This window comes from Frigoribacterium sp. CF331, assembly GCF_057787905.1.
Map to the genome: position 1 here is coordinate 1,701,509 of NZ_CM173545.1, position 24,834 is coordinate 1,726,342.

General features: G+C 73.4%; 22 protein-coding genes. 9 read left to right on the forward strand and 13 right to left on the reverse strand.

The features are described 5' to 3' along the window. Positions 1-2 precede the first annotated feature (2 nt). A complete protein-coding gene (locus AC3CCI_RS07965) occupies positions 3-1,436 on the forward strand; it encodes a M23 family metallopeptidase (RefSeq protein WP_488626792.1) in 1,434 nt (477 codons plus the stop codon). A 335-nt stretch (positions 1,437-1,771) separates the two neighbouring features. On the opposite strand, the gene AC3CCI_RS07970 is transcribed toward AC3CCI_RS07965, so the two are convergent. Next, entirely contained in the window at positions 1,772-2,797 is a 1,026-nt protein-coding gene (locus AC3CCI_RS07970) for an adenosine deaminase (RefSeq protein ID WP_354595394.1), read from the reverse strand. A 259-nt stretch (positions 2,798-3,056) separates the two neighbouring features. Next, positions 3,057-3,737: a CG0192-related protein gene (locus AC3CCI_RS07975; RefSeq protein WP_488626793.1), complete on the reverse strand. Its 681-nt coding sequence runs from the start codon at positions 3,735-3,737 to the stop codon at positions 3,057-3,059. A gap of 177 nt (positions 3,738-3,914) precedes the next feature. Between AC3CCI_RS07975 and AC3CCI_RS07980 the strand changes: the two genes are divergently transcribed. The 7 genes from AC3CCI_RS07980 to iolD all read left to right on the forward strand — a co-directional run bounded on the left by AC3CCI_RS07980 (position 3,915) and on the right by iolD (position 13,483). Further along, a complete protein-coding gene (locus tag AC3CCI_RS07980) occupies positions 3,915-4,958 on the forward strand; it encodes an NAD(P)-dependent alcohol dehydrogenase (protein ID WP_488626794.1) in 1,044 nt (347 codons plus the stop codon). A gap of 127 nt (positions 4,959-5,085) precedes the next feature. Continuing rightward, the gene (locus tag AC3CCI_RS07985; RefSeq protein ID WP_488626795.1) at positions 5,086-6,987 is read left to right on the forward strand and encodes an ABC transporter ATP-binding protein; all 1,902 of its coding nucleotides are present in this window, start codon (positions 5,086-5,088) and stop codon (positions 6,985-6,987) included. 123 nt (positions 6,988-7,110) lie between these two features. Continuing rightward, positions 7,111-8,094 (forward strand): 5-dehydro-2-deoxygluconokinase, encoded by a 984-nt coding sequence (iolC, locus tag AC3CCI_RS07990; RefSeq protein ID WP_488626796.1) that lies wholly within the window; start codon positions 7,111-7,113, stop codon positions 8,092-8,094. A 79-nt stretch (positions 8,095-8,173) separates the two neighbouring features. Continuing rightward, positions 8,174-9,028 (forward strand): Cgl0159 family (beta/alpha)8-fold protein, encoded by an 855-nt coding sequence (locus AC3CCI_RS07995; RefSeq protein ID WP_354595393.1) that lies wholly within the window; start codon positions 8,174-8,176, stop codon positions 9,026-9,028. Next, entirely contained in the window at positions 9,021-10,544 is a 1,524-nt protein-coding gene (locus tag AC3CCI_RS08000; RefSeq protein WP_488626797.1) for a CoA-acylating methylmalonate-semialdehyde dehydrogenase, read from the forward strand. Before AC3CCI_RS07995 ends, AC3CCI_RS08000 begins: the two co-directional genes overlap by 8 nt. A 41-nt stretch (positions 10,545-10,585) precedes the next feature. Then, positions 10,586-11,488, forward strand: coding sequence for a 5-deoxy-glucuronate isomerase (iolB, locus tag AC3CCI_RS08005; protein WP_488626798.1), 903 nt, complete (start codon positions 10,586-10,588; stop codon positions 11,486-11,488). A 117-nt stretch (positions 11,489-11,605) separates the two neighbouring features. Then, a complete protein-coding gene (gene iolD / locus AC3CCI_RS08010; RefSeq protein ID WP_354595382.1) occupies positions 11,606-13,483 on the forward strand; it encodes a 3D-(3,5/4)-trihydroxycyclohexane-1,2-dione acylhydrolase (decyclizing) in 1,878 nt (625 codons plus the stop codon). 91 nt (positions 13,484-13,574) lie between these two features. On the opposite strand, the gene AC3CCI_RS08015 is transcribed toward iolD, so the two are convergent. The 4 genes from AC3CCI_RS08015 to AC3CCI_RS08030 all read right to left on the reverse strand — a co-directional run bounded on the left by AC3CCI_RS08015 (position 13,575) and on the right by AC3CCI_RS08030 (position 17,391). Beyond that, complete coding sequence (locus AC3CCI_RS08015) at positions 13,575-14,336, reverse strand: GntR family transcriptional regulator (RefSeq protein ID WP_354595381.1); 762 nt, start codon at positions 14,334-14,336, stop codon at positions 13,575-13,577. Positions 14,337-14,400: 64 nt separating this feature from the next. Further along, complete coding sequence (locus AC3CCI_RS08020; RefSeq protein ID WP_488626799.1) at positions 14,401-15,318, reverse strand: ATP-binding cassette domain-containing protein; 918 nt, start codon at positions 15,316-15,318, stop codon at positions 14,401-14,403. After that, positions 15,315-16,358, reverse strand: a complete 1,044-nt coding sequence (locus tag AC3CCI_RS08025; protein ID WP_354595379.1) for an ABC transporter permease — start codon at positions 16,356-16,358, stop codon at positions 15,315-15,317. The genes AC3CCI_RS08020 and AC3CCI_RS08025 overlap by 4 nt, the downstream gene beginning before the upstream one ends. A gap of 64 nt (positions 16,359-16,422) precedes the next feature. Continuing rightward, positions 16,423-17,391 (reverse strand): sugar ABC transporter substrate-binding protein, encoded by a 969-nt coding sequence (locus tag AC3CCI_RS08030; RefSeq protein WP_354595378.1) that lies wholly within the window; start codon positions 17,389-17,391, stop codon positions 16,423-16,425. Positions 17,392-17,558: 167 nt separating this feature from the next. On the opposite strand from AC3CCI_RS08030, the gene AC3CCI_RS08035 reads away from it, so the two are divergent. Next, entirely contained in the window at positions 17,559-18,743 is a 1,185-nt protein-coding gene (locus tag AC3CCI_RS08035; RefSeq protein WP_488626800.1) for a Gfo/Idh/MocA family protein, read from the forward strand. A 105-nt stretch (positions 18,744-18,848) separates the two neighbouring features. Here the strand turns inward: AC3CCI_RS08035 and AC3CCI_RS08040 are convergent, their stop codons facing one another. From AC3CCI_RS08040 to AC3CCI_RS08070, 7 genes are all read right to left on the reverse strand, one after another. Beyond that, a complete protein-coding gene (locus tag AC3CCI_RS08040) occupies positions 18,849-19,622 on the reverse strand; it encodes a TIM barrel protein (RefSeq protein ID WP_488626801.1) in 774 nt (257 codons plus the stop codon). A 7-nt stretch (positions 19,623-19,629) separates the two neighbouring features. Continuing rightward, a complete protein-coding gene (iolG, locus tag AC3CCI_RS08045; RefSeq protein ID WP_488626802.1) occupies positions 19,630-20,634 on the reverse strand; it encodes an inositol 2-dehydrogenase in 1,005 nt (334 codons plus the stop codon). Between the two features lie 64 nt (positions 20,635-20,698). Then, complete coding sequence (locus AC3CCI_RS08050; RefSeq protein WP_488626803.1) at positions 20,699-21,616, reverse strand: sugar phosphate isomerase/epimerase family protein; 918 nt, start codon at positions 21,614-21,616, stop codon at positions 20,699-20,701. 161 nt (positions 21,617-21,777) lie between these two features. Continuing rightward, the gene (locus AC3CCI_RS08055) at positions 21,778-22,701 is read right to left on the reverse strand and encodes an SDR family oxidoreductase (protein WP_488626804.1); all 924 of its coding nucleotides are present in this window, start codon (positions 22,699-22,701) and stop codon (positions 21,778-21,780) included. 80 nt (positions 22,702-22,781) lie between these two features. After that, the gene (locus AC3CCI_RS08060) at positions 22,782-23,615 is read right to left on the reverse strand and encodes a helix-turn-helix transcriptional regulator (RefSeq protein ID WP_354595372.1); all 834 of its coding nucleotides are present in this window, start codon (positions 23,613-23,615) and stop codon (positions 22,782-22,784) included. A 61-nt stretch (positions 23,616-23,676) separates the two neighbouring features. Beyond that, positions 23,677-23,949: a hypothetical protein gene (locus AC3CCI_RS08065; protein ID WP_354595371.1), complete on the reverse strand. Its 273-nt coding sequence runs from the start codon at positions 23,947-23,949 to the stop codon at positions 23,677-23,679. 75 nt (positions 23,950-24,024) lie between these two features. Then, positions 24,025-24,822 carry a GDSL-type esterase/lipase family protein gene (locus tag AC3CCI_RS08070; protein WP_488626805.1) on the reverse strand — a complete coding sequence of 266 codons (798 nt, stop codon included), beginning with the start codon at positions 24,820-24,822 and terminating at the stop codon, positions 24,025-24,027. Positions 24,823-24,834: the final 12 nt, after the last annotated feature.

Genomic DNA, 24,834 nt, shown 5'->3' on the forward strand with positions numbered 1-24,834 from the left:
TCATGACCGACCCCTCGACCCCGCCCGGAGGCGCGACGCCCGCCGACGCGACGCCCGCCGACGCGACGCCCGCCGACGCGACGCCCGCCGACGCGACGCCCGCCGACGCGACGCCCGCCGACGCGACGCCCTCGGCTGCCGGGCCGTCGGCCCTGACGCCCCTGGCGACGACGTCCGAGGCGGCGATGCCTCCGGCGTCCGACCCGCCGCTCACCCGCCGCGAGGCCCTGGCCCGCGAGCGCGCCGCCGCCGCAGCGGCTCCCTCGCCGGCACCTGCTGCCGAGGCCGCGAAGAACCCGGCTCCGCACGACGAACCCACGAGCACCCGGGTCCGAGAGTCGTCGGCGACGGCGACGGCGACGGCGACGGCTGCGCCCACGCCCACGTCCGCGACGCCGGGCGGTGAGGCGACCGTCGTGCGACGTCCTCGGACGGCCGTGCCGGCCCTGCTGCGCCGGGCCCGCGTCGCCGTCGACACTCGCCCGAGCCCGAGCCCGAGCCCGAGCCCGAGCAAGAGCGCGAGCGCGAGCGCGAGCGCGAGCAAGAGCCCGAGCAAGAGCCCGAGCAAGAGCCCGAGCGAGAGCCCGCGCGAGAGCAAGAGCCCGAGCACGAACTCCCGCCCGAAGCCGCGTGGCGGGTCGAGCGGCACCCCGCGTCGATCGGGTCTGCGCACCGTCGCGTCCCGCGTGCGGGCGGCGACGCTGCCCGTGCTCGGAGCCTGCGCCGTGATGCTCTTCTTCACGTCCAACCTCACTCCCGCCTCGGCCAGCGATCTGGGCGGGTCGAACATCCCGACCGCCGGTGCCGCGCCGATGCCGACCCAGACGCTCGCGGCGTCGCTCGTCGTGCTGACCGTGTCCGAGCGCGACGCCTTCGGGGTGACCGACGCGCCCCCGCCGCCTCCGCCGCCCGAGCCCGAGCCCGTCGTCACCTCGCAGGCCCTCGCGGGAGGGTCGAACTCGCCCCGCGCCTCCTCGGGTGCCGGCACCATCGTGAACTCGGGCACCGGCGACATCCGGTGGCCCTTCGCGGGCACCGTCGTGCTGAGCTCGGGCTTCGGCCCCCGGACGGCTCCGTGCGCGGCCTGCTCGAGCATGCACATGGGCCTCGACATGACCCCGGGCGGAGGCACCCCGATCGGAGCCGTCGCCGCCGGCGTCGTGCGCACCTCGGGCATGCACGGCCAGTTCGGTCAGTACGCGGTCATCGACCACGTGATCGACGGGCAGCGCGTCAGCACCCTGTACGCGCACATGCAGGTCGGCTCGAGCCCGCTCGTCGCGGGCCAGACGGTCGCGGTGGGCGAACTGGTCGGCAAGGTCGGCCGCAGCGGGGTCGCGACCGGCGAACACCTGCACTTCGAGGTGCTGCTGGGCGGCTCGACCCAGGTCGACCCCAAGGCCTGGCTCGACGCGAACGCCGGCCGCACGCTCTAGTCGAGCCCGGACCCTCGCATCCGGCGCTGGGCGCCTTGCCTAGGCAGGGGTCGAGCACCGCTTGGCGGGGTGGTGGGTGCCGCACGGGCGGTGGTCGGGCCGGGACCCTCGCGTCCGGCGCTGAGCGACGTGCCTAGGCAGGGGTCGAGCGCCGCTTGGCGGGGTGGTGGGTGCCGCACGGGCGGTGGTCGGGCCGGGACCCTCGTGTTCGGCGCTGAGCGACCCGCCTAGGCAGGGTTTCAGTGCCGCTTGGTGGGGTGCCCCGAACCGGCACGCGCGCGTCAGCCGGAGCCGGAGCCCGAGCCCGCACCCGCACCCGAGCCCGCACCCGCACCTCAGGCCGCGCGCCGCGCCTCGCGCCAGGCCCGCACCTCGGCGACGAGCTCGGCCTTGCGACCCGCGTCGGCGAACGACGCCTCGACCGAGTTCTCGGCCAGCAGGGCGAGCGCGTCGTCGTCGAGCCCGAGCACGTCGCGCAGCGCCTGGTAGTTGTCGCCGACGTAGCCGCCGAAGTACGCGGGGTCGTCGCTGTTGACCGTCACGAGCAGCCCGGCCTCGAGCATGCGGGGCAGCGGGTGCTCGGCCAGGTCGGACACCACCGCGAGCCGCAGGTTCGACAGCGGGCACACGGTCAGCGGCACCCGCTCGGCAACCAGGCGGGCGACGAGGGCGTCGTCCTCGAGGCTGCGCACGCCGTGGTCGACGCGTTCGACGTGCAGCAGGTCGAGGGCGTCGGTCACGTACGCGGGCGGCCCCTCTTCGCCGGCGTGGGCGACGACGTGCAGGCCGAGTGCCCGGGCGCGGTCGAAGACGCGGGCGAACGCCGCGGGCGGGAACCCCACCTCGGACGAGTCGAGCCCGACCCCGACCAGGTCGGAGGCGCGGTGCGCGACGGACTCGAGGGTCGCGGCCGCGTCGCCCACCGGCAGGTGCCGCAAGAAGCACAGGATCAGCCCGCCGGTGATGCCGAACCGCTCACGGGCCTCACCGAGCGCGCGCGTGAGGCCGTCGACCACCTCGTCGACGTCGACGTCGCGAGAGGTGTGCGCCTGCGGGTCGAAGAACATCTCGACGTGTCGCAACCCCTGCGCGTGGGCCCGCTCGAGGTAGGCCCAGGCGAGGTCGTGGAAGTCCTGCTCGGTCTGCAGCACGGCCGTGCAGGCGTAGTACAGGTCGAGGAACTCCTGCAGCGAGCCGAACGAGTACGCGGCACGCAGCTCGTCGACCGAGGCGAACGGCAGGTCGACGTCGTTGCGCTCGGCGAGGGCGAAGACCAGTTCGGGCTCGAGCGTGCCCTCGACGTGCAGGTGCAGCTCGGCGGTCGGCGGCGTCGCGAGCACGGAGCCCGTCGCGCTCGTCATCGGCGCCCGGACGGCCGGCGAGGCCGTGCCCGGGAGGGGCGTGCCGGGGGCGGTGGTCGCGGTCGTCGGGGTGGTGTCGGTCGCCGTCATCGGGCCACCGTAGCGGCACCGTGCCGCCGGGCGGGGCTCCGTGCACGATCGTTCACCGTCCCGTCACCCGGCGACCGCCTGGGGACGAGACGAGGAGGCGCGGGTCGCGTCCCGGCGCCCCTCACCACCCGGCCCTCCCGCACGCCGGCACCGCGCCCCAGCCGGGTCGTCAGGCCGTGAGGACGACCGCGAGGGTCTCGGGCTGGTCGTGACCCGTCCAGGTGCCGGTCAGCACCTCGACGCCGTGGTCGCCGGTGTGGCCACCGGTCGAGGCGAGGGCGCCGGCGCCGTGGCGGCCGAGCACGCGGGCGACGACGATGCGCAGCGCCGCGCCGGTGACGACCGTGCGGCCCTCGACCTGGTCGACCGTCACGCGGTCGACGTCGGGCACGGGGGCACCGGGGCTGCCGCTGCCGACGACGGTCGAGTTCGGCTCGCGCACCTCTCGGACGCCGTCGACCTCGAACCAGGCCTCGGCCTGCGTGCCGCCGGTCAGGACCGCCGTCGCGAGGGCCGCGGCCCAGACCGGGTCGGCCGTGCCGTCGTACACCCACCGCTCGCCGAGCACCGTGTGCTGCGTCGTGCCGACCAGGTGGGCGTCGGCGCCGGCCAGCGGGGCCGCGCGGTAGGTCAGGGGCACCTGCAGCTGCACTCCGTCGGGCGTGGCCACGATGATCGTCTCGACGCCGACCTCGCCCGCCGGGTCGTCGAACCGGAAGGCGGCGACGTTGCGCAGCCCCCCGTCGCCCGGGGACGGCGCCGGGCCCTCGAACCACGGCTGGGTCGGCACCCAGGCGTCGAGCAGTGCGATCTTGCTGGGGTCCATGCCGGCCCGGTGCAGGTGTGCCATGCCGACGATCGTAGGGCCGACCACCGTCGTCCCCGACGACGTCGACCCGTCCTCGTGGGCGCGCCGTGCCGTCCTCGTGGGCGGGCCGCCCCGTGCACGTCCGTCCGCCGCCCCGTCCGCGTCGGCTGGACGACACCTGTCGATCGCCTTCCAGCCGCCCGGCGTAGCCTGCGCGGCATGAAGGCACTCCAGTACACCACCGTCGGTCAGCACCCCGAAGTCGTCGAGATCGAGAAGCCGTCGCCCGGCCCCGGGCAGGTGCTGCTGAAGGTCACGGCGGCCGGCGTCTGCCACTCCGACGAGTACGTCATGGGCCTCAGCGAAGAGGACTACACAGCGCAGGGCTACCCGCTGCCGCTCACGCTCGGGCACGAGGGCGCCGGCGTCGTCGCCGAGCTCGGCGAGGGCGTCGAGCACCTGCAGGTCGGCGACGCGGTCGCCGTCTACGGCCCGTGGGGCTGCGGTCGGTGCCACCAGTGCGCCCAGGGCAAGGAGAACTACTGCGTCAACGCCGCCGCCGAGGGCATCAAGCCCCCCGGGCTCGGCGCGCCCGGCTCGATGGCCGAGTACATGATCGTCGACGACCCCCGCCACCTCGTGCCGCTCGGCGACCTCGACCCGGTCGAGAACGTCTCGCTCACCGACGCCGGCCTGACGCCGTACCACGCGATCAAGACGTCGCTGCCGAAGCTCGGGGCCGGCACGTACGCCGTCGTCATCGGCACCGGCGGCCTCGGGCACGTGGGCATCCAGATCCTGCGGGCGCTGTCGGGCGCGCAGATCATCGCCCTCGACGTGTCGGACGAGAAGCTCGAGCTGGCGGAGCACGTCGGCGCGCACCACACCGTGATCAGCGACGAGCACGCCGCCGACGCGATCCGCGAGATCACCGGCGGCCTCGGCGTCCAGGCCGTCTTCGACTTCGTCGGGGCGCAGCCGACGATGGCCACGGCCGTCGCGGTCGCGGCGCCGGACGCCGACGTGACGATCGTCGGCATCGGCGGCGGCACCGTCGAGGTCGGCTTCGGCACGGTGGCCTTCGACGTCGCCGTGCGCATCCCCTACTGGGGCAGCCGCAGCGAGCTGATCGAGGTCCTCGACCTCGCCCGGGCCGGCCAGGTCGAGGTCGCCACGCAGCGCTACTCGCTCGACGACGGCCCGAAGGCGTACGAGGCGCTCGCCGCCGGCACCGTCCGCGGCCGGGCCGTCATCGTCCCCTGACCGAACACCCGAGGAGGCGCGGTGTCGGACGTCCCGGCACCGCGCCTCCTGCGGTTCCTGCGGAGAACGGCGGGCCCGGGTCGTCCAGCCGTCTAGGTTGGGCCTGGTACCGACGGAAGGAACCGCCATGAGCATGGAAGGCGCGGCCTGGAGCTCGCTGTACAAGATCTCGTCCGCGAGGGACGGGAAGCACGGCATCTCGCGCGAGTCCGTGCGGCGGATCATGACGTTCGCCGTGCCCTACCGGTCGAAGCTGGTCGTCTTCATCGGCCTCTCGGTCGTGGGGGCGTTCCTCGCCGTCGCGACGCCGGTGCTCGCCGGTCGGGTCGTCGACGTCATCGTCGCGCGGGGCGAGGTCGGGGCGATCGTCCGGCTCGCCCTGCTCATCGCCGTCGTGGCCGTGGCCGACGCCGGCGTCTCGCTCGCCACGCGCTGGTACTCGGCGCGCATCGGCGAGGGCGTCATCCTCGACCTCCGCACGGCCGTGTTCGACCACGTGCAGAAGATGCCGATCGCGTTCTTCACGCGCACCCGGACGGGCGCCCTCGTGAGCCGCCTCAACAACGACGTGATCGGCGCCCAGCAGGCCTTCAGCGGCACCCTGTCGGGCGTGGTCACCAACGTCGTGGCCCTCGTCCTCACGCTGGTCGTCATGCTCAGCACGTCGTGGCTCGTGACGGTGCTCGCCGTGGTCATGCTGCCCGTCTTCCTGGTGCCGGCGCGGCGCATGGGCAGTCGTCTCGCCGCGTTGCGGCGCGAGGCCGCCGACCACAACTCGGCGATGAGCACGCAGATGACCGAGCGCTTCTCGGCACCCGGCGCCACCCTCGTCAAGCTGTTCGGCCGTCCCGACGAGGAGGCCGAGGAGTTCCGCGTCCGCGCCGCCCGCGTACGCGACATCGGCGTCCGCAGCGCGCTCCTGCAGTTCGTCTTCGTCACCGCCCTGACGCTCGTCTCCGCCCTCGCCCTCGCCCTCGTCTACGGGCTCGGCGGTGCCCTCGCGCTCGCCGGCCAGCTCGACACCGGCGAGGTCGTCACGCTGGCCCTGCTCCTCACCCGCCTCTACGTGCCGCTGACCGGCCTCGCGAGCGCCCGCGTCGAGATCATGAGCGCGGTGGTCAGCTTCGAGCGCGTCTTCGAGGTGCTCGACCTCGAACCCCTCATCCAGGAGAAGCCCGACGCCACCCTCGTCCCCGACGGCCCGGTGAGCGTCGAGTTCGACGACGTCCGCTTCGCCTACCCGTCCGCCGACAAGGTGTCCCTCGCCTCGCTCGAGGAGGTCTCCACCCTCGACACCCGCGGCGGCGAGGAGGTCCTGCACGGCGTGTCGTTCCGGATCGAGCCGGGGCAGACCGTCGCCCTGGTGGGCACGTCCGGTGCGGGCAAGTCCACCATCGCGCAGCTGCTCTCGCGCCTGTACGACGTCGACGGCGGAGCCGTCCGCCTCGCCGGGGCGGACGTCCGTGACGTGACCTTCGCGTCGATGCGCGACACCCTGGGCATGGTGACGCAGGACGGCCACCTGTTCCACGAGACCATCCTGAGCAACCTCCGCCTCGCCCGGCCGGAGGCGACGGAGGACGAGGTGTGGGACGCCGTCCGCCGCGCGCGGCTCGAGCCGTTGATCCGGTCGCTGCCGGACCAGCTCGACACGATGGTGGGCGAACGTGGCTACCGGCTCTCGGGAGGCGAGCGCCAGCGGATGACCATCGCGCGCCTCCTGCTCGCCCAGCCGCGCGTCGTGATCCTCGACGAGGCGACGGCGGCGCTGGACTCGACCTCGGAGGCCGCCGTGCAGGCGGCGCTCAGCGAGGCGCTCGACGGGCGGACGGCGATGGTGATCGCCCACCGCCTCTCGACCATCCGCAGCGCGGACCTGATCCTGGTGGTCGAGGACGGCTCGATCGTCGAGCGGGGCACGCACGACGAGCTGCTGGCCGCGGCCGGCCGGTACGAAGAGCTGCACCGGACGCAGTTCGCCGTGCAGAAGGACGTCGCGGCCGACGAGGAGGCGCCGGTCGCGCCCTGACGCCGGTCGTCCGACCACCGGCCGTGACTTCTCGTCACCCGTGCGCTATGTTCATATGTAAGCACATGGGCGTCGTGACAGGGCGGGCCCGATCGACACGACCAGAGAGTTGTACAGCGACGTATGACCGACACCACAGCTTCCGCGACGGCGGCTCCCCTCGACCTCGTCACCATCGGGCGTTCGGGCGTCGACCTCTACCCGCTGCAGGACGGCGTCGGCCTCGAGGCCGTCGAGACGTTCGGCAAGTACCTCGGTGGCAGCGCGGCGAACGTCACCGTCGCCGCCGCGCGCCACGGCCTCCGCACCGCGATCGTCACCCGCACCGGCGACGACCCCTTCGGCCGCTTCGTGACGGGCGAGCTCGAGCGCCTCGGCGTCTCGACCCGGTTCGTCCGCACGGTGCCCGACCTGAACACCCCGGTCACGTTCTGCGAGATCTTCCCGCCCGACGACTTCCCCCTCTACTTCTACCGGGCGCCCAAGGCCCCCGACATGGTCGTCCACGCCGACGAGCTCGACCTCGACGCGATCACCGACGCCCGCATCTTCTGGGCCACCGTCACGGGCCTGTCCGAGGACCCGAGCCGGACGGCCCACCACGCGGCGTGGCAGGCGCGGGGGCGGAGGCCGCTCACCGTGCTCGACCTCGACTACCGGCCGATGTTCTGGTCGTCGCCCGACGACGCCCGGCGCGAGGTGTCGCTCGCGCTCGAGCACGTCAGCGTGGCCGTCGGCAACCGCGAGGAGTGCGAGGTCGCCGTCGACGAGACCGACCCCCACCGCGCCGCCGACGCCCTGCTCGACCGCGGTCTCGACCTGGCGGTCGTGAAGCAGGGACCGCGCGGCGTGCTCGCCAAGACCCGCGACGAGACCGTCGAGGTGCCGCCCCACGCCGTCGAGGTCGTCAACGGCCTCGGTGCGGGCGACGGCTTCGGCGGCGCCCTCTGCCACGGCCTGCTGCAGGACTGGTCGCTCCGGGACGTCCTCCGCTTCGCCAACGTCGCCGGGGCGATCGTCGCCGGCCGACGCGAGTGCTCGACCGCCATGCCCACGACCGACGAGGTCGACCAGATCGTGAGGAGCATCGCCCGTGTCGACGCCTGACGTCCCCGTGGTCGCCACGGCACCCCGCCCGCTCGACTTCGAGACGCTGCGGCACGTGCGCACCTTCGCCCCGCAGACCGTGCTGCCCCGCGTGCGCGACCGGGCGCGTCGGCCGCTCCTCGCCGACGACGGCCGCCTCTTCGTCGTCGCGGCCGACCACCCGGCACGCGGGGCGCTCGGCGTCCGCGGCGACCCCGCGGCGATGGCCGACCGCTACGAGATGCTCACCCGCCTCGTCACCGCCCTCTCGCGACCGGGGGTGGACGGCGTGCTCGGCACGCCCGACGTCATCGAGGACCTCGCCCTGCTGGGCGCCCTCGAGGGCAAGGTCGTGGTGGGGTCGATGAACCGCGGCGGCCTCAAGGGCGCCTCGTTCGAGATGGACGACCGGTTCACCGGCTACGACGTGCCGAGCATCGTGGCGTCGGGCATCGACTTCGCCAAGCTGCTGATCCGGGTCAACCTCGGCGACGCCGCGACCGCGGCCACCCTCGAGGCGACGGCCCGGGCGGTCGACGCCGCCGCGGCGGCCCGGGTGCCGATCATGCTCGAGCCGTTCCTCAGCCGCTGGGTCGACGGCGTCGTCGAGAACGACCTCACCCCGGAGGCGGTGGTCACCTCGGTCGCCATCGCCGCGGGCCTCGGCGCCACGTCCGCCTGGTCGTGGCTGAAGCTCCCCGTCGTGCCCGAGATGGAGCGGGTGATGGCGTCGACGACGCTGCCGACCCTCCTGCTCGGCGGCGATCCGTCGGGCCGTCCCGACGAGACGTACGCGTCGTGGGAGGCCGCGCTCGCGCTCCCGGGCGTCCGCGGCCTGGTCGTGGGCCGCACGCTGCTCTACCCGCCCGACGGCGACGTGGTCGCCGCGGTCGACACCGCCGCCGCGCTCGTGCACGGCCGATCCCTCGAAGGAGAGAAGCAGGACCATGTCTGACGCCTCGACGAAACCCCCCGCCGCCGACCTGCCCGTCGTGCCGCACTGGATCGACGGTCGCGAGTCGCCGTCGAGCTCGGGCCGCACGGCCCCCGTCTACGACCCGGCGCTCGGCGTCGTGACGAAGCACGTCGCCCTCGCCGACGACGCCGAGATCGAGGCGGCGATCGCCTCGGCCCAGGCCGCCTTCCCCGCCTGGCGCGACCTCTCGCTGGCCAAGCGTCAGCAGATCCTCTTCAAGTTCCGCGAGCTGCTCGAGGCGAAGAAGGACGAACTCGCCGAGATCATCACCTCCGAGCACGGCAAGGTCGTCTCCGACGCACTCGGCGAGATCACCCGCGGCCAAGAGGTGGTCGAGTTCGCGACCGGCCTCGCGCACCACCTCAAGGGCGAGTACTCCGAGCAGGTGTCGACGGGCGTCGACGTCTACTCGACCAAGCAGCCGCTCGGCGTCGTCGGCATCGTCTCGCCGTTCAACTTCCCCGCGATGGTGCCGATGTGGTTCTTCCCCATCGCCATCGCGGCCGGCAACACGGTCGTCCTCAAGCCGTCGGAGAAAGACCCCTCCGCCGCGCTCTGGCTCGCCGCCCTCTGGGCCGAGGCCGGGCTGCCCGACGGCGTCTTCACGGTGCTCAACGGTGACAAGCAGGCCGTCGACGGGCTGCTCACGCACCCGGCCGTCCGCGCCGTCTCGTTCGTCGGCTCCACCCCGATCGCCCGGTACGTCTCCGAGACGGGCACCGCGAACCACAAGCGCGTGCAGGCCCTCGGCGGCGCCAAGAACCACATGCTGGTGCTGCCCGACGCCGACCTCGACCTCGTCGCCGACTCCGCGATCAACGCCGGGTTCGGCTCGGCGGGCGAACGCTGCATGGCGATCTCCGTCGTCGTCGCCGTGGAGCCGGTGGCGGACGCACTCATCACGAAGATCCAGGACCGCGCGTCGACGCTGCGCATCGGCGACGGCCGTCGCGGCTGCGACATGGGTCCGCTCGTCACCGAGCAGCACCGCGACAAGGTCGCCTCGTACATCGCGATCGCCGAGGAGGACGGCGCCGAGGTCGTCATCGACGGCCGCGGCATCGAGGTCGACGGCGACGCCGCGGGCTTCTGGCTCGGGCCGACCCTGCTCGACAGGGTGCCGACCACCTCGCGGGCCTACACGGACGAGATCTTCGGGCCCGTCCTCTCGATCGTCCGCGTCGCCTCGTACGACGAGGGCGTCGCCCTGATCAACGACGGCGCGTTCGGCAACGGCACGGCGATCTTCACGAACGACGGAGGCGCGGCGCGGCGGTTCCAGAACGAGGTGCAGGTCGGGATGATCGGCATCAACGTGCCGATCCCGGTGCCCGTCGCCACGTTCTCGTTCGGCGGCTGGAAGGACTCGCTGTTCGGCGACACCAAGGCCCACGGGGCCGAGGGAGTCCGCTTCTTCACCCAGCAGAAGGCGATCACCTCACGGTGGCTCGACCCCTCGCACGGCGGCGTCGACCTCGGGTTCCCGCAGAACTGAGGCCGCCGGAGCCGACCGGTCCCACGACGAGCAGGAGAGACATGACCACGCACGACGAGCGGGTGTTCCCGAAGGGCACGCTGACGCGCGGCGACTGGGAGACCGTCGTCGACGACGAGCTCGAGGGCTGGCAGCACACCGGGCTGCGGGTCGCCGAGCTCGGGCCGGGGGACGGGCTCTCGCTGCCCGCCGCCGGCGTCGAACGCCTCGTCGTCCCCTTGTCGGGGTCGTTCACGGTCGCGCACCGGGTCTCGGGTCCCCTCGAGACCACGCACCTGGCCGGACGGGCCTCGGTCTTCGACGGCCCCAGCGACGTCCTCTACCTCTCGACCGGCGCCTCCGCGACGATCGAGGGGGAGGGGCGGGTGGCGGTGGCCGAGGCGCCCACCGACGAGGTGCACCCCAGCCGCCACGTGCGGCGCGACGAGGTGCCCGTCGAGCTGCGCGGGGCGGGTCGCTCCAGCCGCCAGGTGCACAACTTCGGCACGCCCCAGGCGCTCGACGCCGGCCGGTTCATCGTCTGCGAGGTCGTGACCCCGGCCGAGAACTGGTCGAGCTGGCCGCCGCACAAGCACGACGAGCGGCACGAGGGGCAGGAGTCGCGACTCGAGGAGGTCTACTACTTCGAGACGGCGGTCACGAGGGGCGTCGACGCCCCACCGCAGGCGGACCCGTTCGGCCTCGTCCGTGCCTACTCGTCGCCGGCGGGCGAGATCGACGTGCTCGCCGAGGTGCGCACCGGCGACGTCGTGCTGCTGCCCCACGGCTGGCACGGCCCGTGCGTCGCGGCCCCCGGCTACGACCTGTACTACCTCAACGTCATGGCCGGGCCCGACCCCGAGCGGGTCTGGCACATCTCGGACGACCCGGCCCACGGGTGGATACGCGCGACGTGGGAGGCGCAGGACGTCGACCCGCGCCTCCCCTACGAGCGCCGATCCTGACGACCACCGCACGACGACCACCGCACGACGAGCTCCGAGCGACGACCACCGCACGACGAGCCCCCCACGACGACCACCCGCGGCGACGGAGCCGCACCGACGACAGGACACGACGACATGGGCACCACCAGGCGGATGACGGTCGCGCAGGCGCTGATCGAGTTCCTCGCGAACCAGTGGACGGTCGACGGCGACCACCGCGAGCGGACCGTCGCCGGCACGTTCGGCATCTTCGGCCACGGCAACGTGGCCGGGATCGGCCAGGCGCTGCAGCAGCTCGAGGTCGAGCAGCCGGGTCTCATGCCGTACCACCAGGCCCGGAACGAGCAGGCGATGGTGCACCAGGCCGTCGGCTACGCGCGCACGAGGCGACGCCGCGGCACCTTCGCGAGCACCGCCTCCGTGGGTCCCGGGGCGGCCAACATGCTGACCGGTGCCGCGCTGGCGACCGCGAACCGCCTGCCCGCCCTGCTGCTGCCGAGCGACACCTTCGCGACCCGCGTCGCCGACCCGGTGCTGCAGCAGATCGAGCTGCCGCACGACCCGAGCGTGCAGGTCACCGACGCGTTCCGGCCCCTGTCGCGGTTCTTCGACCGGGTCGACCGCCCCGAGAAGCTGTTCTCGATCGCACTCGCCGCGATGCGCGTGCTGACCGACCCCGCCGAGACGGGCGCCGTGACGATCGCCCTGCCCGAGGACGTGCAGGCCGAGGCGCTCGACGTGCCCGCCGAGTTCCTCGCGCCGCGTGAGTGGCACGTGCGCCGACCCGTGCCCGAGCGCGGTCCGCTCGAGCGCGCGGTCGCCGCGATCCGGGCGGCGAAGGCGCCGATCGTCGTGGCCGGAGGCGGCGTCCTGTACTCGGGGGCCGAGGAGTCGTTGCGCGCGCTCGTCGAGCTGACCGGCATCCCGGTCGGCACCACGCAGGCCGGCGGCGGCTCGCTGGTCTGGGACCAGCCCGGCTACCTCGGTGCCGTCGGCGCGACCGGCAGCACCGCGGCGAACCGCCTCGCGGCCGAGGCCGACGTGGTCGTCGGCGTCGGCACGCGCTGGTCGGACTTCACCACGGCGAGCCGGACCGCCTTCCAGGCCGAGGGCGTGCAGTTCGTGAACGTCAACGTCGCCTCGGTCGACGCGTACAAGCACGGCACGCAGCTGCCCCTCGTCGCGGACGCCCGCGAGGCCCTCGACGCCCTGCGCGCCGAGCTCGCCGACTGGCGTGCACCGGCCGCGTGGGTCGAGCGGGCCTCGGCCGAGAAGGCCGGATGGGACGCCGTCGTCGACCGCGCCTTCGAGCCCTCGGGGCTCGCCCTGCCGGGTCAGGCCGAGATCATCGGCGCCGTGCAGGCCGCCTCCGACCCCCGCGACGTCGTCGTCCAGGCCGCGGGTTCGCTGCCGGGCGACCTGCACAAGCTCTGGCGTGTGCGCGACGCCCTCGGCTACCACGTCGAGTACGCCTTCTCGTGCATGGGCTACGAGATCGCCGGCGGCCTCGGCGTCCGGCGCGCGGCCCCCGACCGCGACGTCATCGTCATGGTCGGCGACGGCTCGTACCTCATGCTGCACACCGAGCTCGTGACCGCGGTCGCAGAGGGCCTCAAGATCGTCGTCGTGCTGATCCAGAACCACGGCTACGCGTCGATCGGGCACCTCTCCGAGACGGTCGGCTCCGAGCGCTTCGGCACGCGGTACCGCGATGCCGGCGGGGCGACCCTGCCCGTCGACCTGGCCGCCAACGCCCGCAGCTACGGCGTCGAGACCATCGAGGTCGCCGCGGGTCCGGAGGCGGTGGCCGACCTGCGCAGGGCCGTGGCGGCCGCGAAGGCGTCCGAGACCACCACGCTCATCCACGTGCAGAGCGACCCGTTGCTCTACGCGCCCGACGGCGAGGGCTGGTGGGACGTGCCGGTCGCCGAGGTGTCGACGCTGCCCGGAACGCGTCAGGCTCGCGACGGCTACGTCGCGCGGTCGGCCTCGCGCCGCCCGCTGCTGGGCTGACGCGCCGGGGCCGCCGGGGCCGCGCCGGCGGCACGGCCCGCGGCCCGCGGCCCGCGGCCCGCGCCCGTGCCCGCGCCCGCGAGTCAGCGCGTCAGCGCTCGACGAGCGTGATCTCGAACGAGTACAGGTCGGGCCGGTAGCAGTGCTGCCCGTGCTCGACGGCACGCCCGGAGTTGTCGAAGGCCGTGCGGCCCATGGTGAGGACGGCCGCGCTCTTGGGCAGGTCGAGCAGGCGGGCCTCGGAGGCCGTGGCCGAACGCGCCCCGATGCGTTGCTTCGCGACCCGCATCGTCACCCCGCGGCCACGCAGCAGCTGGTACAGCCCGTGCGTGTCGAGCGACGCCATGTCGAGGTCGACGAACGGCTCGGGCAGCACGTTGTCGAGGATGGCCAGGGGCACGCCGTCGGCCGAGCGCAGGCGCACGAGGTGGAGCGTGGGGCTGTCGACCTCGACGCCGAGGGCCTCGGCCGTCTTGTCGTCGGCACCCTCGACCGACGACGAGAGCAGCAACGTCTCGGGCTTCTGCCCGGTGCGTTCGAGGTCTTCGTAGAGGCTCGTCAGCTCGACGTTGCGGGTGACGCGACCGTGGACGACCTGGGTGCCGATGCCCCGTCGACGCACGAGCAGGCCCTTGTCGACGAGCTCTTGGATGGCCCGCCGGATGGTCGGGCGAGAGAGCCCGAGCCGGGCGCTGAGGGCCACCTCGTTCTCGAGGCGCGCCCCGGCGGGGAGCGTCTCGTCGTGGATGGCCTCCTCGAGCAGGTTGGACACCTGGTAGTAGAGCGGCACCGGGCCGGAGCGATCGAGCCCGAGGAAGAAGTCCGGGGGCAGCAGCTGCTCGTCCTGAGGCATCGTGTCCGCTCTCGATCGGTGGTCCTCCATCCTTCCACAGCGGGGGATCGGCAGGCGTCTGGCGTCAGCCCTCGCGGGGCCGCACGGCCTCGGGCACGGTCTCGGAGGCCTCGGCCGCCATCTCGCGAGCCACGGGCGAACCGGGCATCTCGCGTTCGAGCTCGTGGGCGAGGGAGTCCAGCTCGGCGCCGCCGGCCATCAGCGCGGTCAGCTCGGGCAGGGTGATCTCGCTCTTCTCGAAGTTGCCGAGGCTCGTGCCGCGGTTCAGCAGCAGGAACCGGTCGCCCACCGGGTACGCGTGGTGGGGGTTGTGCGTGATGAAGACGACGCCGAGGCCCTCGTCGCGCGAGCGCGCGATGTACTTGAGCACGACGCCGGACTGCTTCACGCCGAGGGCGGCCGTCGGCTCGTCGAGGATGAGCACGCGGGCCCCGAAGTAGACGGCGCGGGCGATGGCGACGCACTGGCGCTCGCCTCCCGACAGCGTGCCGATCGGTTGGTCGACGTCGCGGAGGTCGATGCCCATGCGGGCGAGCTCCTCGAAGGTGATCTGCTTCATCGCCTTGACGTCGAGGCGACGGAACGGACCGGCCCCGGTCGTCATCTCGGAGCCGAGGAAGAAGTTGCGCCAGACGGGCATGAGCGGCACGACGGCCAGGTCCTGGTAGACCGTCGCGATCCCGGCGCCCAGGGCGGCCCTCGGCGAGGCGAAGGTGACGGGCTCGCCGTCGAGCAGCAGCTCGCCCTCGCTCGGGGTGTGGGCACCGGCGAGCATCTTGATGAAGGTGGACTTGCCGGCGCCGTTGTCGCCGAGCACGCAGGTGACCTGGCCGGCGGCGACCGTCGTCGAGACCCCGGAGAGGGCGTTGACGGCCCCGTAGCTCTTGCCGATGTCGCGGACCTCGACGATCGTCGTGCCGACGGCGGCACGCGGCGGCACGGGACGCGCGTCCGTGCGGTCGGTGGTGGTCTCGGTGCTCATCGCGCGCCTCCTGCTCGTGTCCTGACGAAGTTGTTCAGCAGCACCGCGGCGAGCAGCATGGCGCCGAGGACCGTCCGCAGCCAGTTGGTGTCCCACTGGGCGAAGGTGATGCCCTGGAAGACCATGCCGTAGATCAGCGCGCCGAGGGCGGCGCCGATCGCCGAGCCGTACCCGCCCGTCATGAGGCAACCGCCGACGACGGCGCAGATGATGTAGATGAACTCCTGGCCCACCCCGGTGTTGGCCTGCACCGTCGAGGTGCGGAAGAGCGAGATCATGCCGACCAGCCAGGCGGCGCCGGCCGTGCCCATGAAGAGGCCGACCTTGGTCTTGAAGACGGGGACGCCGACCTGGCGGGACGAGTTCAGGGCCCCGCCGACGGCGAAGATCCAGTTGCCGGCACGGGTGCGCAGCAGGATCCAGGTGGCCACCGCGGCGACGACGAACCACCAGAGGACCGAGACGTAGAAGGTGCCTCCGCCGATCTGCACCGACGCGCCGAACAGCGGCTGGATCGAGTCGTAGGACGGGACCTTCGTCATGCCCTGGATGGCGACCTGGCCGGTGATGATCTTGGTGACGGCGAGGTCGATGCCCGCGAGGGCGAAGAACGTGCCGAGGGTCACGATGAAGCTCGGCAGGCCCGTCTTCATGACGAGGACCCCGTTGACGGCGCCGACGCCGAGGCAGACCACGAGCGACACGACGACCGCGACCCAGATGTTGAGGCCGTAGTGCGTCGTGAGGATGCCCACGATCAACGCCGAGAAGCCGGTCATGACGCCGGCGGAGAGGTCGAACTCGCCGCCGATCATGAGCACGGCCACCGCGACGGCCATGATGCCGAACGTCGAGGCCGACTCGAGCCAGACGCCGGCCCCGGCGAAGCTCAGGAACTGCGGGGTGTACAGCGAGAAGAAGAGGAGCACCGCGAGCGCGGCGACGAAGGCGCCCGTCTCGGGGCGGGCGAGGATCTTGCGGAGGGGACGCCGCTCGAGGCGTGGCCTCGTCGCGATCGTCACGATGTCTGTGGTCGTCAACGGTGACTCCTGGGTCGGGGGAGGAAGGGGGCCGGCTGCGCGTCGCGCCGGCCCCCGGGGATGCCTAGCGCGTGCCGTTGGCGGCGAACTCGGCGACCTGGGCCGCGTTGTCCTTGGTGACGAAGGCCGGGCCGGAGTAGACCGGCTGGCCGCCGCCGATGACGTTGCCGTTGGTGACGTACAGCTCGAGCGCCGTGACGCCCAGGAACCCCTGGACGTAGGGCTGCTGGTCGACGGCGAAGAGGATGGAGCCGTTCTCGACGTCGGACACGACGTCCTCGGACAGGTCGAAGGTGCCGACCTTCGCCGAGCTGCCGGACTCCTCGACCGCCCCGACCGCGTCGATGGCGTACTGGCCGCCGAGGGTCAGGACGCCGTCGATGGACGGGTCGGCCTGCAGCTTCGACTTGATGGTCGCCTTCACGTCGGCGTCGTTCGTGCCGTCGACCTGGAGGTTCGTCATCGTCCCCCCGAACGTCTTGGCGGCGGCGGAGCAGCGGTCCTCGAGCCCGACGTTGCCGGCCTCCTGGATGACGCAGAGCGCGTTGGTCAGGCCGGCGTCGGCGAGCTCGGTGCCGACGGCCTCGCCGGCGACGGTCTCGCTCTGGCCGATGTGGGTCAGCGCACCGAACTCGGCGGAGCGCTCGATGCCCGAGTTGATGGTGACGACGGGGATGCCCGCGGCGACGGCCTTCTTGACGCTGTCCTCGACGCCGTCGGGGTTGGCCATCGAGACGACGATGCCGTCGACCTTCTGCGCCACCGCGTTGTCGATGAGCTGCGACTGCTTCGCGGGGTCGGCGTCGGAGTTGTAGGTGACGGTGGCGTCGTAGTCCGACCCGGCCGTCTCGGCCCCCGACTTCACGCGGTCCCAGAAGGCGTCGCCGGGGCCGGAGTGGGTGACGACGGCGAACGTGAGGTCGCCGCCTCCGGTGTCCGGGCTGGCCGTCTCCTGGCCCGTTCCCGAGCAGCCGGCGAGGAGGAACCCGGTCGCCGCAGCGAGGCCGAGGCCGGCGAGGAATCGCTTCTTCATTGAAAGTCCCTTCGATGCGGATCTCGTCGCGGAGGACGGTCCGGGGTGACGTCGATGTCGGCTCCGAGTATGTGCGAGGGGTGCATGATTGTCAATACATTCTGTCATTGGGCTAGGCTCGTTCCGACCCCGCTCGACCGGGGCCCGCCGACGACGTCAGGAGAACCATGTCGACACCGGATCGCGTAGGAGTGGGTCTCGTCTCGCTCGGATGGATGGGGCGGCTCCACTCGCGGGCGTACCGCGCGGTCGCGGAGCACTATCCCGAGCTGCCGGTCCGCGTGGACCTGGTGTCCGCCGCCGACACGGATGCCGATGCACGACGGAGCGCCGAGACGGTGCTCGGCTACCGCCGCACCACCGGAGATTACCGCGAGGTGGTCGCCGACCCCGAGGTCGACGTCGTGTCGATCTGCGCGCCGAACTTCCTGCACCACGAGGTGGCCCTCGCCGCGGCCGCCGCGGGCAAGCCCTTCTGGATCGAGAAGCCGATGGGCCGGTCGGCCGCCGAGTCGTCCGAGATCGCCCGCGCCGCCGCCGACGCCGGCGTCGTCACCTCGGTCGGCTTCAACTACCGCCACGCACCCGCCGTCGCCCGGGCCCGGGAGCTCGTCCGCTCGGGCGCCCTCGGCACCGTGACCAACGTGCGGGTGAGCCTGCTGGCCGACTACTCGGCCGATCCGCTCGGAGCCCTGACCTGGCGGTTCCGTCGTGACCGGGCCGGGTCGGGCGTGCTGGGCGACCTGCTGTCGCACGGGGCGGACCTGGCCCAGTTCGTGGTCGGGCGCATCGAGTCCGTGACCGGCCTCACCGAGACGTTCATCCGCGAGCGTCCGCTGCCGGGCTCGGGCTCGGCGGGCCACTTCAGCAAGGGCGCCGAGGGCGGGGCGACCGGAGAGGTCGAGAACGAGGACTACGCCGCCGTGCTCGGCCGGTTCGACACGGGCGCGGTGGTCGTGCTCGAGTCGAGCCGCGTGGCGATCGGGCCGCGCGCGGAGTACGCGCTCGAGGTCTACGGGACGAAGGGCTCGCTGCGCTGGGACTTCCAGCGGCTGAACGAGCTGCAGGTGGCCGACGACACGACCGGTTACCGCACCGTCATGGCCCAGCCCGGCTTCGGCGACTTCGCCCGGTTCCAGCCGGGCGCCGGCACGAGCATGGGCTTCGACGACCTCAAGACGATCGAGGCCCAGTTGTTCCTCCGGTCGGTGCTCGAGGGTCGGCAGCTCGCGCCGTCCGCCGCCGACGCCTGGTCGGCGGCCGAGATCGTCGAGGCGGCCGTCCGCAGCGACCGGGCCCGCGCATGGGAGGCCGTCGGCCGCGTCGAAGGGCCCACCACGTACGACCTCTGACCCGGACGGCCTCCGACCCGAGGTGCCTGCCCCGCCGGGCCGGGGGCGGGCCGGCCCGCACGGCCGGACCCGCGCCTCCCGGGGTCCGGTCCGCCGCGGGCGGCGTCAGGCGAAGGAGGCGCGGAAGCGTTCGAGCGCCGTGTCGGAGTCGACGGAGGGCCAGGCCTCGAGGCCCACGACGCCCTCGTACCCGAGCGTCCGCAGCTCGGCCGCGATCGCGGGGTACCGGATCTCGCCCGTGCCCGGCTCGAAGCGCCCCGGCACGTCCGCGACCTGGATCTCGCCGACCCAGGGCAGCGCCCGCCGCAGCAGCTCGACGAGGTTCCCCTCGCCGATCTGCGCGTGGTACAGGTCGAGGTTGAGGCGCAGGCCCGGGCTGTCGACGGCGCTCACGAGCGCGAGGGTGTCGTCGGCCCGGGCGAAGGGCGTGCCCGGGTGGTCGACCGCCGTGTTCAGGTTCTCGAGCGTGAAGACGCGGCCGTGGCGCTCGCCGAGCCGTGCCAGGCGGGCGAGGGTCTCGAGCGCCCGCTCGCGGTCGCCGGGCGTCACGGCCTCGCCCGGTCGCACCGGGAGCCCGTCCGGGTCGAGGCCGGTGCCGTGCAGGTTGAGCCGCGGCGAGTCGACGACCTCGGCCGCGGCGAGGGAGAGCTCGGCCGTGCGGAGCAGGTCGGCGATGCCGTCGGTCGTCGTCAGGTCGCCCGCGAGGTAGCCGGTCATCGACGAGAACGTCGCGCCGGTGGCCGCGAGCGCGGGGAGGTCCTTCGTGGACCAGTCCCAGATCTCGACCTCGAAGCCGAGCTCGTGCAGGCGCCGGACGCGGTCGACGACGGGCAGCTCGCGGAACAGCATCTCGGCGCAGGCCGCCAGCCGGAAGGTCATGGCCTGCTCAGAGTTCGACGGCGACGGAGACGCGCTCGACCGCCGAGCGGGCGGCGGCGTCGGCGAGGACGAGCGCCGCCCGACCGTCGGCGAAGGTCGGGCTCGCGGACTCCTCGCCCCGGGCCAGCCGGATGAACGCGCGCAGCTCGGCGACGTAGGCCGCGGCGTACCGCTCGAGGAAGAAGTCCTGGTACGGCGGCTTCGCCTCGACCTGGGAGGCCGTGGAGACGCTCACGAGGCTGGTGAGCGCGTTCGACACCTGCAGGGAGCCCTCGGCGCCGAAGGCCTCGAGCCGCTGGTCGTAGCCCACGGCGCTGTGCCGCGAGTTCGTGATCGAGACCAGGGCCCCCGAGGCCGAGCGGAGCGTCACCATCGCGGTGTCGTGGTCGTCGTGTTCGCGGGCGCCCGGGTCGAAGAGGGTCGTGCCGGTGGCCGTCACCTCGACGATGTCCGGCAGGAAGAACCGGGCCATGTCGAAGTCGTGGATGGTCATGTCGCGGAAGATGCCGCCCGAGACCCCCACGTACGCGGCCGGCGGGGCCGCCGGGTCACGACTGACGATCGACAGCTGCTCGAGTGCGCCGATCTCGCCGGCCGCCACGCGGGCCTGCGCGGCGGCGAACGCGGGGTCGAAGCGGCGGTTGAAGCCCAGGGCGACGGGGACGCCCGACGACTCGACGCGCGGCAGCAGGGCGTCGACCCGCGCGATGTCGAGGTCGATCGGCTTCTCGCACAGCGCGGGGACGCCGGCGTCGAGTGCCGCCCCGAGCAGGTCCACGTGGGTCGCGGTGGGCGAGGCGATGAGGACGGCGTCGATCTCGCCCGACGCGAACATCGCGGCGGCGTCGGTCGTCACGGTGCCGCCGTGGCGTGCCGAGACGGCCTCGGCGCCCTCGACGAACGGGTCGCAGACCCAGGCGAGGGTGGCCTCGGGGTCGGCCGCGATGTTCGCGGCGTGCACCTGGCCGATGCGGCCGGTGCCGATGAGTCCGAAGCGGAGCGGAGTGGTCACGTCGTCGTCCTTGCTGCCCGTGGGCGTCGTGGGGCCCCGAGGGGCGGGAGGGTGGGGAGGCGCGTCAGGCCCACTCGCGGAGGGCGTCGCGGTTGACGAGCTGGTCGGCGCCCCGTTCGGTGCGGAACGCCGAGAGGTCGGCGTCCGGGGCGTTCAGGACGTCCTGCTCGACGACGATCCAGCCGTCGTAGTCGAGGCGGTCGAGGGCGGTCATGACCGCGTCGAGGTCGACGTCGCCCTGCCCGAAGGCGACGAACGACCCCGAGGACCAGACCTCGCGCATCCCGCCTCCGGCGGCCAGCACCCGTCGGAGTCCGGCGACGTCGACGTCCTTCAGGTGCAGGTGGTTGATCCGGTCGCCCCAGCGCTCGATCGCGAGCACGGGGTCGCCGCCCCCGATGACGAGGTGCCCGGTGTCGAGGGTCAGGCCGACGTCGACCACGGCGAGGAACCGGTCGATCTCGTCCGGCGACTCGACGAACGTGCCCGCGTGGTGGTGGAAGGTCGGTTCGAAGCCTGCTGCCCGCGTCCTGTCGACGGCGCGCTCGACGTTGGCGGCGAGGGTGGACCACCGTCGGTCGTCGAGCGGGTCGGTGGCGGCGCCGCGACCCGGTCCGGCGCGACGGGCGTCGGAGCCGTCGTCGGCGAGGGTCGGCAGCGGCAGGCGTGCCGGGCCGCCGTCCGACGCCTCGGCGAAGAGGCGCAGGGTCGCGTCCAGCTGCGGGAGAGCGGCCGCGAAGGCGTCGTCGTCGGAGAAGGGCAGCTGGATCCACCCCCCGGCGAGTTCGAGGCCCGAGCGGGCGAGTCGGGCGCGGAGCTCGTCGCCGCGGCCGAGGTAGCCGACGGGTCCGAGGTCGACGCCGGCGTAGCCGCTCTCGGCCAGGACGTCGACGAACTCGTCGGGAGCGACGACGTCCGCGCCCTCGGGGGTCAGCTCGAAGACGCCGAAGCTCACCGGGGCGCCGGCGACGGACGCCTTCATCGGAGCGCCGGACGCAGGGTGCGGGCGAGGGACTGGTTCATACGTCTCTGTACTACTTCCAGGTGGTGGGCAATTGTCCTAACAATGGCACAAACCTGGAGGCGCGGCAACGGCGGGCGGGACGGCGACCGGTCGAGGGGGCGCGCCGCCGGACCGGCTCGTCAGGCCTGCACGAGGGTGAGGCGTGCCGACAGGTCCCAGAGCGCCCGCGCCGTGTCGAGGTCGGTCAGGGGCCGCCAGAGCGGGCGAGGGGCGGGCGGGCCGCCGACGGTCCGGCGCGGTCCGAAGAACTCGTCGCCCGGCGACCCGGCCCGGGTGGCCGCCATCAGCGCGGGGAGGGCGGCGCTCTCGACGGTGCCCAGCACCCCGACGCGGGACAGCGCGCCGATGACCCGTCGTTCCGCGCCGGCCCGTTCGCGCCCCATGCCGGGCTGGGCGGCGAGGAGGTTCGTCGGCGAGACGCCGGGGTGGGCCAGGTTGCTGGTGATGCCCCACCCGGCGGCGCGGCTCCTGGCGTCGAGCTCGCGCGAGAACAGGCCCACGGCCGTCTTCGACGCGCCGTACGCGCGCATCACGTCGTAGCGTCGCTGCTCGGCGAAGTCGTCGAGGTCGAAGGTGGCGCTGCGGGCGGCCACGCTCGTCTGGTTCGTCACGCGGGCGCGCCCCGCCTGCAACAGGGGGAGCAGCCCGAGGGTGAGGGCGAAGTGCCCGAGGTGGTTGGTGCCGACCTGCAGCTCGAACCCGTCGGCGGTCTGCTGCCGGGTCGGCGGTCGCATCACCCCGGCGTTGTTCACCAGCAGGTGGACGGGTCGCCCCTCGTCCCGCAGCCGGGCGGCCAGCGCGGCGACGGACTCGAGGCGGGACAGGTCGAGCGAGGCGACGGTGACCTTCGCGCCGGGCACCCGCGAGCGGATGTCGGCGGCGACCCGTTCGCCCTTGGCGGCCGAACGGACCGGCATGACGACCTCGGCGCCGGCCGCGGCCAGGCGACGGGCGATGACGGCGCCGAGGCCGTCGCTCGCGCCCGTGACGAGGGCGAGCTTGCCGGTCTGGTCGGGGATGTCGAGGTGCGGGGTGGTGGGCATGGAGGTCCTCCGGGGTTCTCGGTGGCGGGTGCGTCCCCCCATGCTCGGGTCTGGTCACGGGCGCATCCAGGGCCCGCCGATCAGTGGCTGAGCGATCCGACGACGGCCAGGAGCCGGAGGCGCTCCTGGCTGGGGCTGCCGGGTTCCGCCGTGTAGACCAGCAGCCGGTGCGACTGGTCGGGGTCGACGAGCGTCTGGCAGGCGAGTTCGAGCGCCCCGACCTCCGGGTGGACGAACCGCTTCACCTCGGGAGGCGCGAGGCCGACCTCGTGACGGTCCCACGCCGCACGGAACCCGGCGTCGTCCCACAGCTCGTGCACCAGCTCGGCGGCCCGCGACCCGGGTCCGCGCAGCGCGACGAGTTCGCGAAGGCCCGCGGCGTACACCCGCGACAGCACGTCGCGCTCGTCCGGCGGGTAGGCGGCCTGCGCCTCGGGGTCCGTGAACCAGCGGTAGCCGAGGCTCCGGCGGCTGCCCGAGCGTTCGGTGGCGTCACCGGTGAGCGCACGGGCGAGCGGTGTCTGGCGGAGCGTCTCGCCGAGCTCGGTGACGATCTCGGCGGGGGTGTCCTCGAGTCGGTCGAGGATGCGCAGCACGCCCGGTGCGACGTGCCCGCCCACGAGCCCCGGCACGGGTGGGTGGTGGCCCGCCAGCCGGAACAGGTGGTCGCGTTCGGCGACCGTGAGGTGCAGGCCCTGGGCGATCGCGGCGACCATCTGCTCGGAGGGGTGCGGCCCCGTCCCGCGTTCGAGCCGGGCGTAGTAGTCGGTCGACATGGCGCAGAGCACCGCGACCTCCTCGCGTCGCAGACCCTCGGTCCGTCGCCGCGGACCTCGCGGCAGGCCGACGTCCTCGGGCTGCAGGGCCGTCCGTCGACGGCGGAGGAAGTCGGCGAGGGCCGGGCGATCGATCACGGACCGTTCTTACCGCATCGGCCGCCCGGCATCCACGACCCGGCGGTCCACCTCTCGGGGCTCAGTCGTAGACGCGGCCCAGCACCCAGCCGCCGTCCGCGCCGAGGACGACCTCGAACATGTGGGTCGTGCCGTCGTCGTCGGTGGCCTGGAACCGCCAGCCGACGAACCGGCGCGGCGGGTGGGTGATGAAGTCGGGCGTGACCGCCGGCTCGACCCGCAGCTCGGTCGGGCTGTCGGTCACGCGCCACCGCCGGCACGACCACACCAGCCGCGCGGGCAGGTCGCGCTCGAACCAGAGCGCCACGGGCTCATGGGTGGTCTGCGTGCTCATGTCGTCCTCCTGCTCGTTCGAACGTGTGTTCGAACGGATCGAGTGTAGGTCAGGCCGACGGGACGGGCAACCGGATCACGATCGTCTGCTAGGACGCGGGTCGATCGTGGCGGCGTCGGCCTGCTCGACGGGATCGAGCGACGACACGACCGCCGGCGCGATCGCCTGGCCCCAGCGTCGGTGCATGGTCGCCCACGAGAGCAGCTCCTGGTGGTAGAGCCCTTCGGAGCGCCACTCGGGGAACGGCACCCAGGACGCCCCGGGCAGGGTGAGCGCGACCCGGGCCGTCAAGGCGTTGAGCCGCTCGATCTGTTTCGTCAGCAGCCGCTTCGCGACGGGTGGGATCGGCCGGAACTCGGCCATCGGCGGGATGCCGACGTAGACGATCCGGCAGTCGGGGCCGGCGGTCTCGCGCACGCGGTCGGCGAGGCGGAGCAGGTCGGCCTCCCACGAGGCGCCCTCGGTCGCCAACAACACGTCGCAGATGCCGAGCAGCACCACGGCGACGTCCGCCGGCTCGTCGGGCAGGTCGATCCGGGCGGCCTCGGCGGCCGTCAGCACGGGCGCCGAGACCTCGCGCCAGGTGACGCCGCGACCTCGGGTCGAGCCGACCAGGCGGGCGGTCTGGCTGGCGCAGGTGAGGTCGTGGTCGAGCACGCCGAAGCCCTCGACGGCGATGCTGCCGACGAAGAGCAGCCGGTCGGGGTCGGGGCCCTCGATGAGCGTGCGTCGGGCGTCGCGGGGGAAGGGGGCCCGCGCCAGCTCCCGCTCGTAGAGCGCGAGGTGGAGGCGGAAGAGGGGCTTCGTGACCCGCACGAGCGCCGCGACCAGGCGGCCGTGTCGGCGGGGGGTCGGGGGTTCGACCAGGGGCATGTTCGTTCGCAA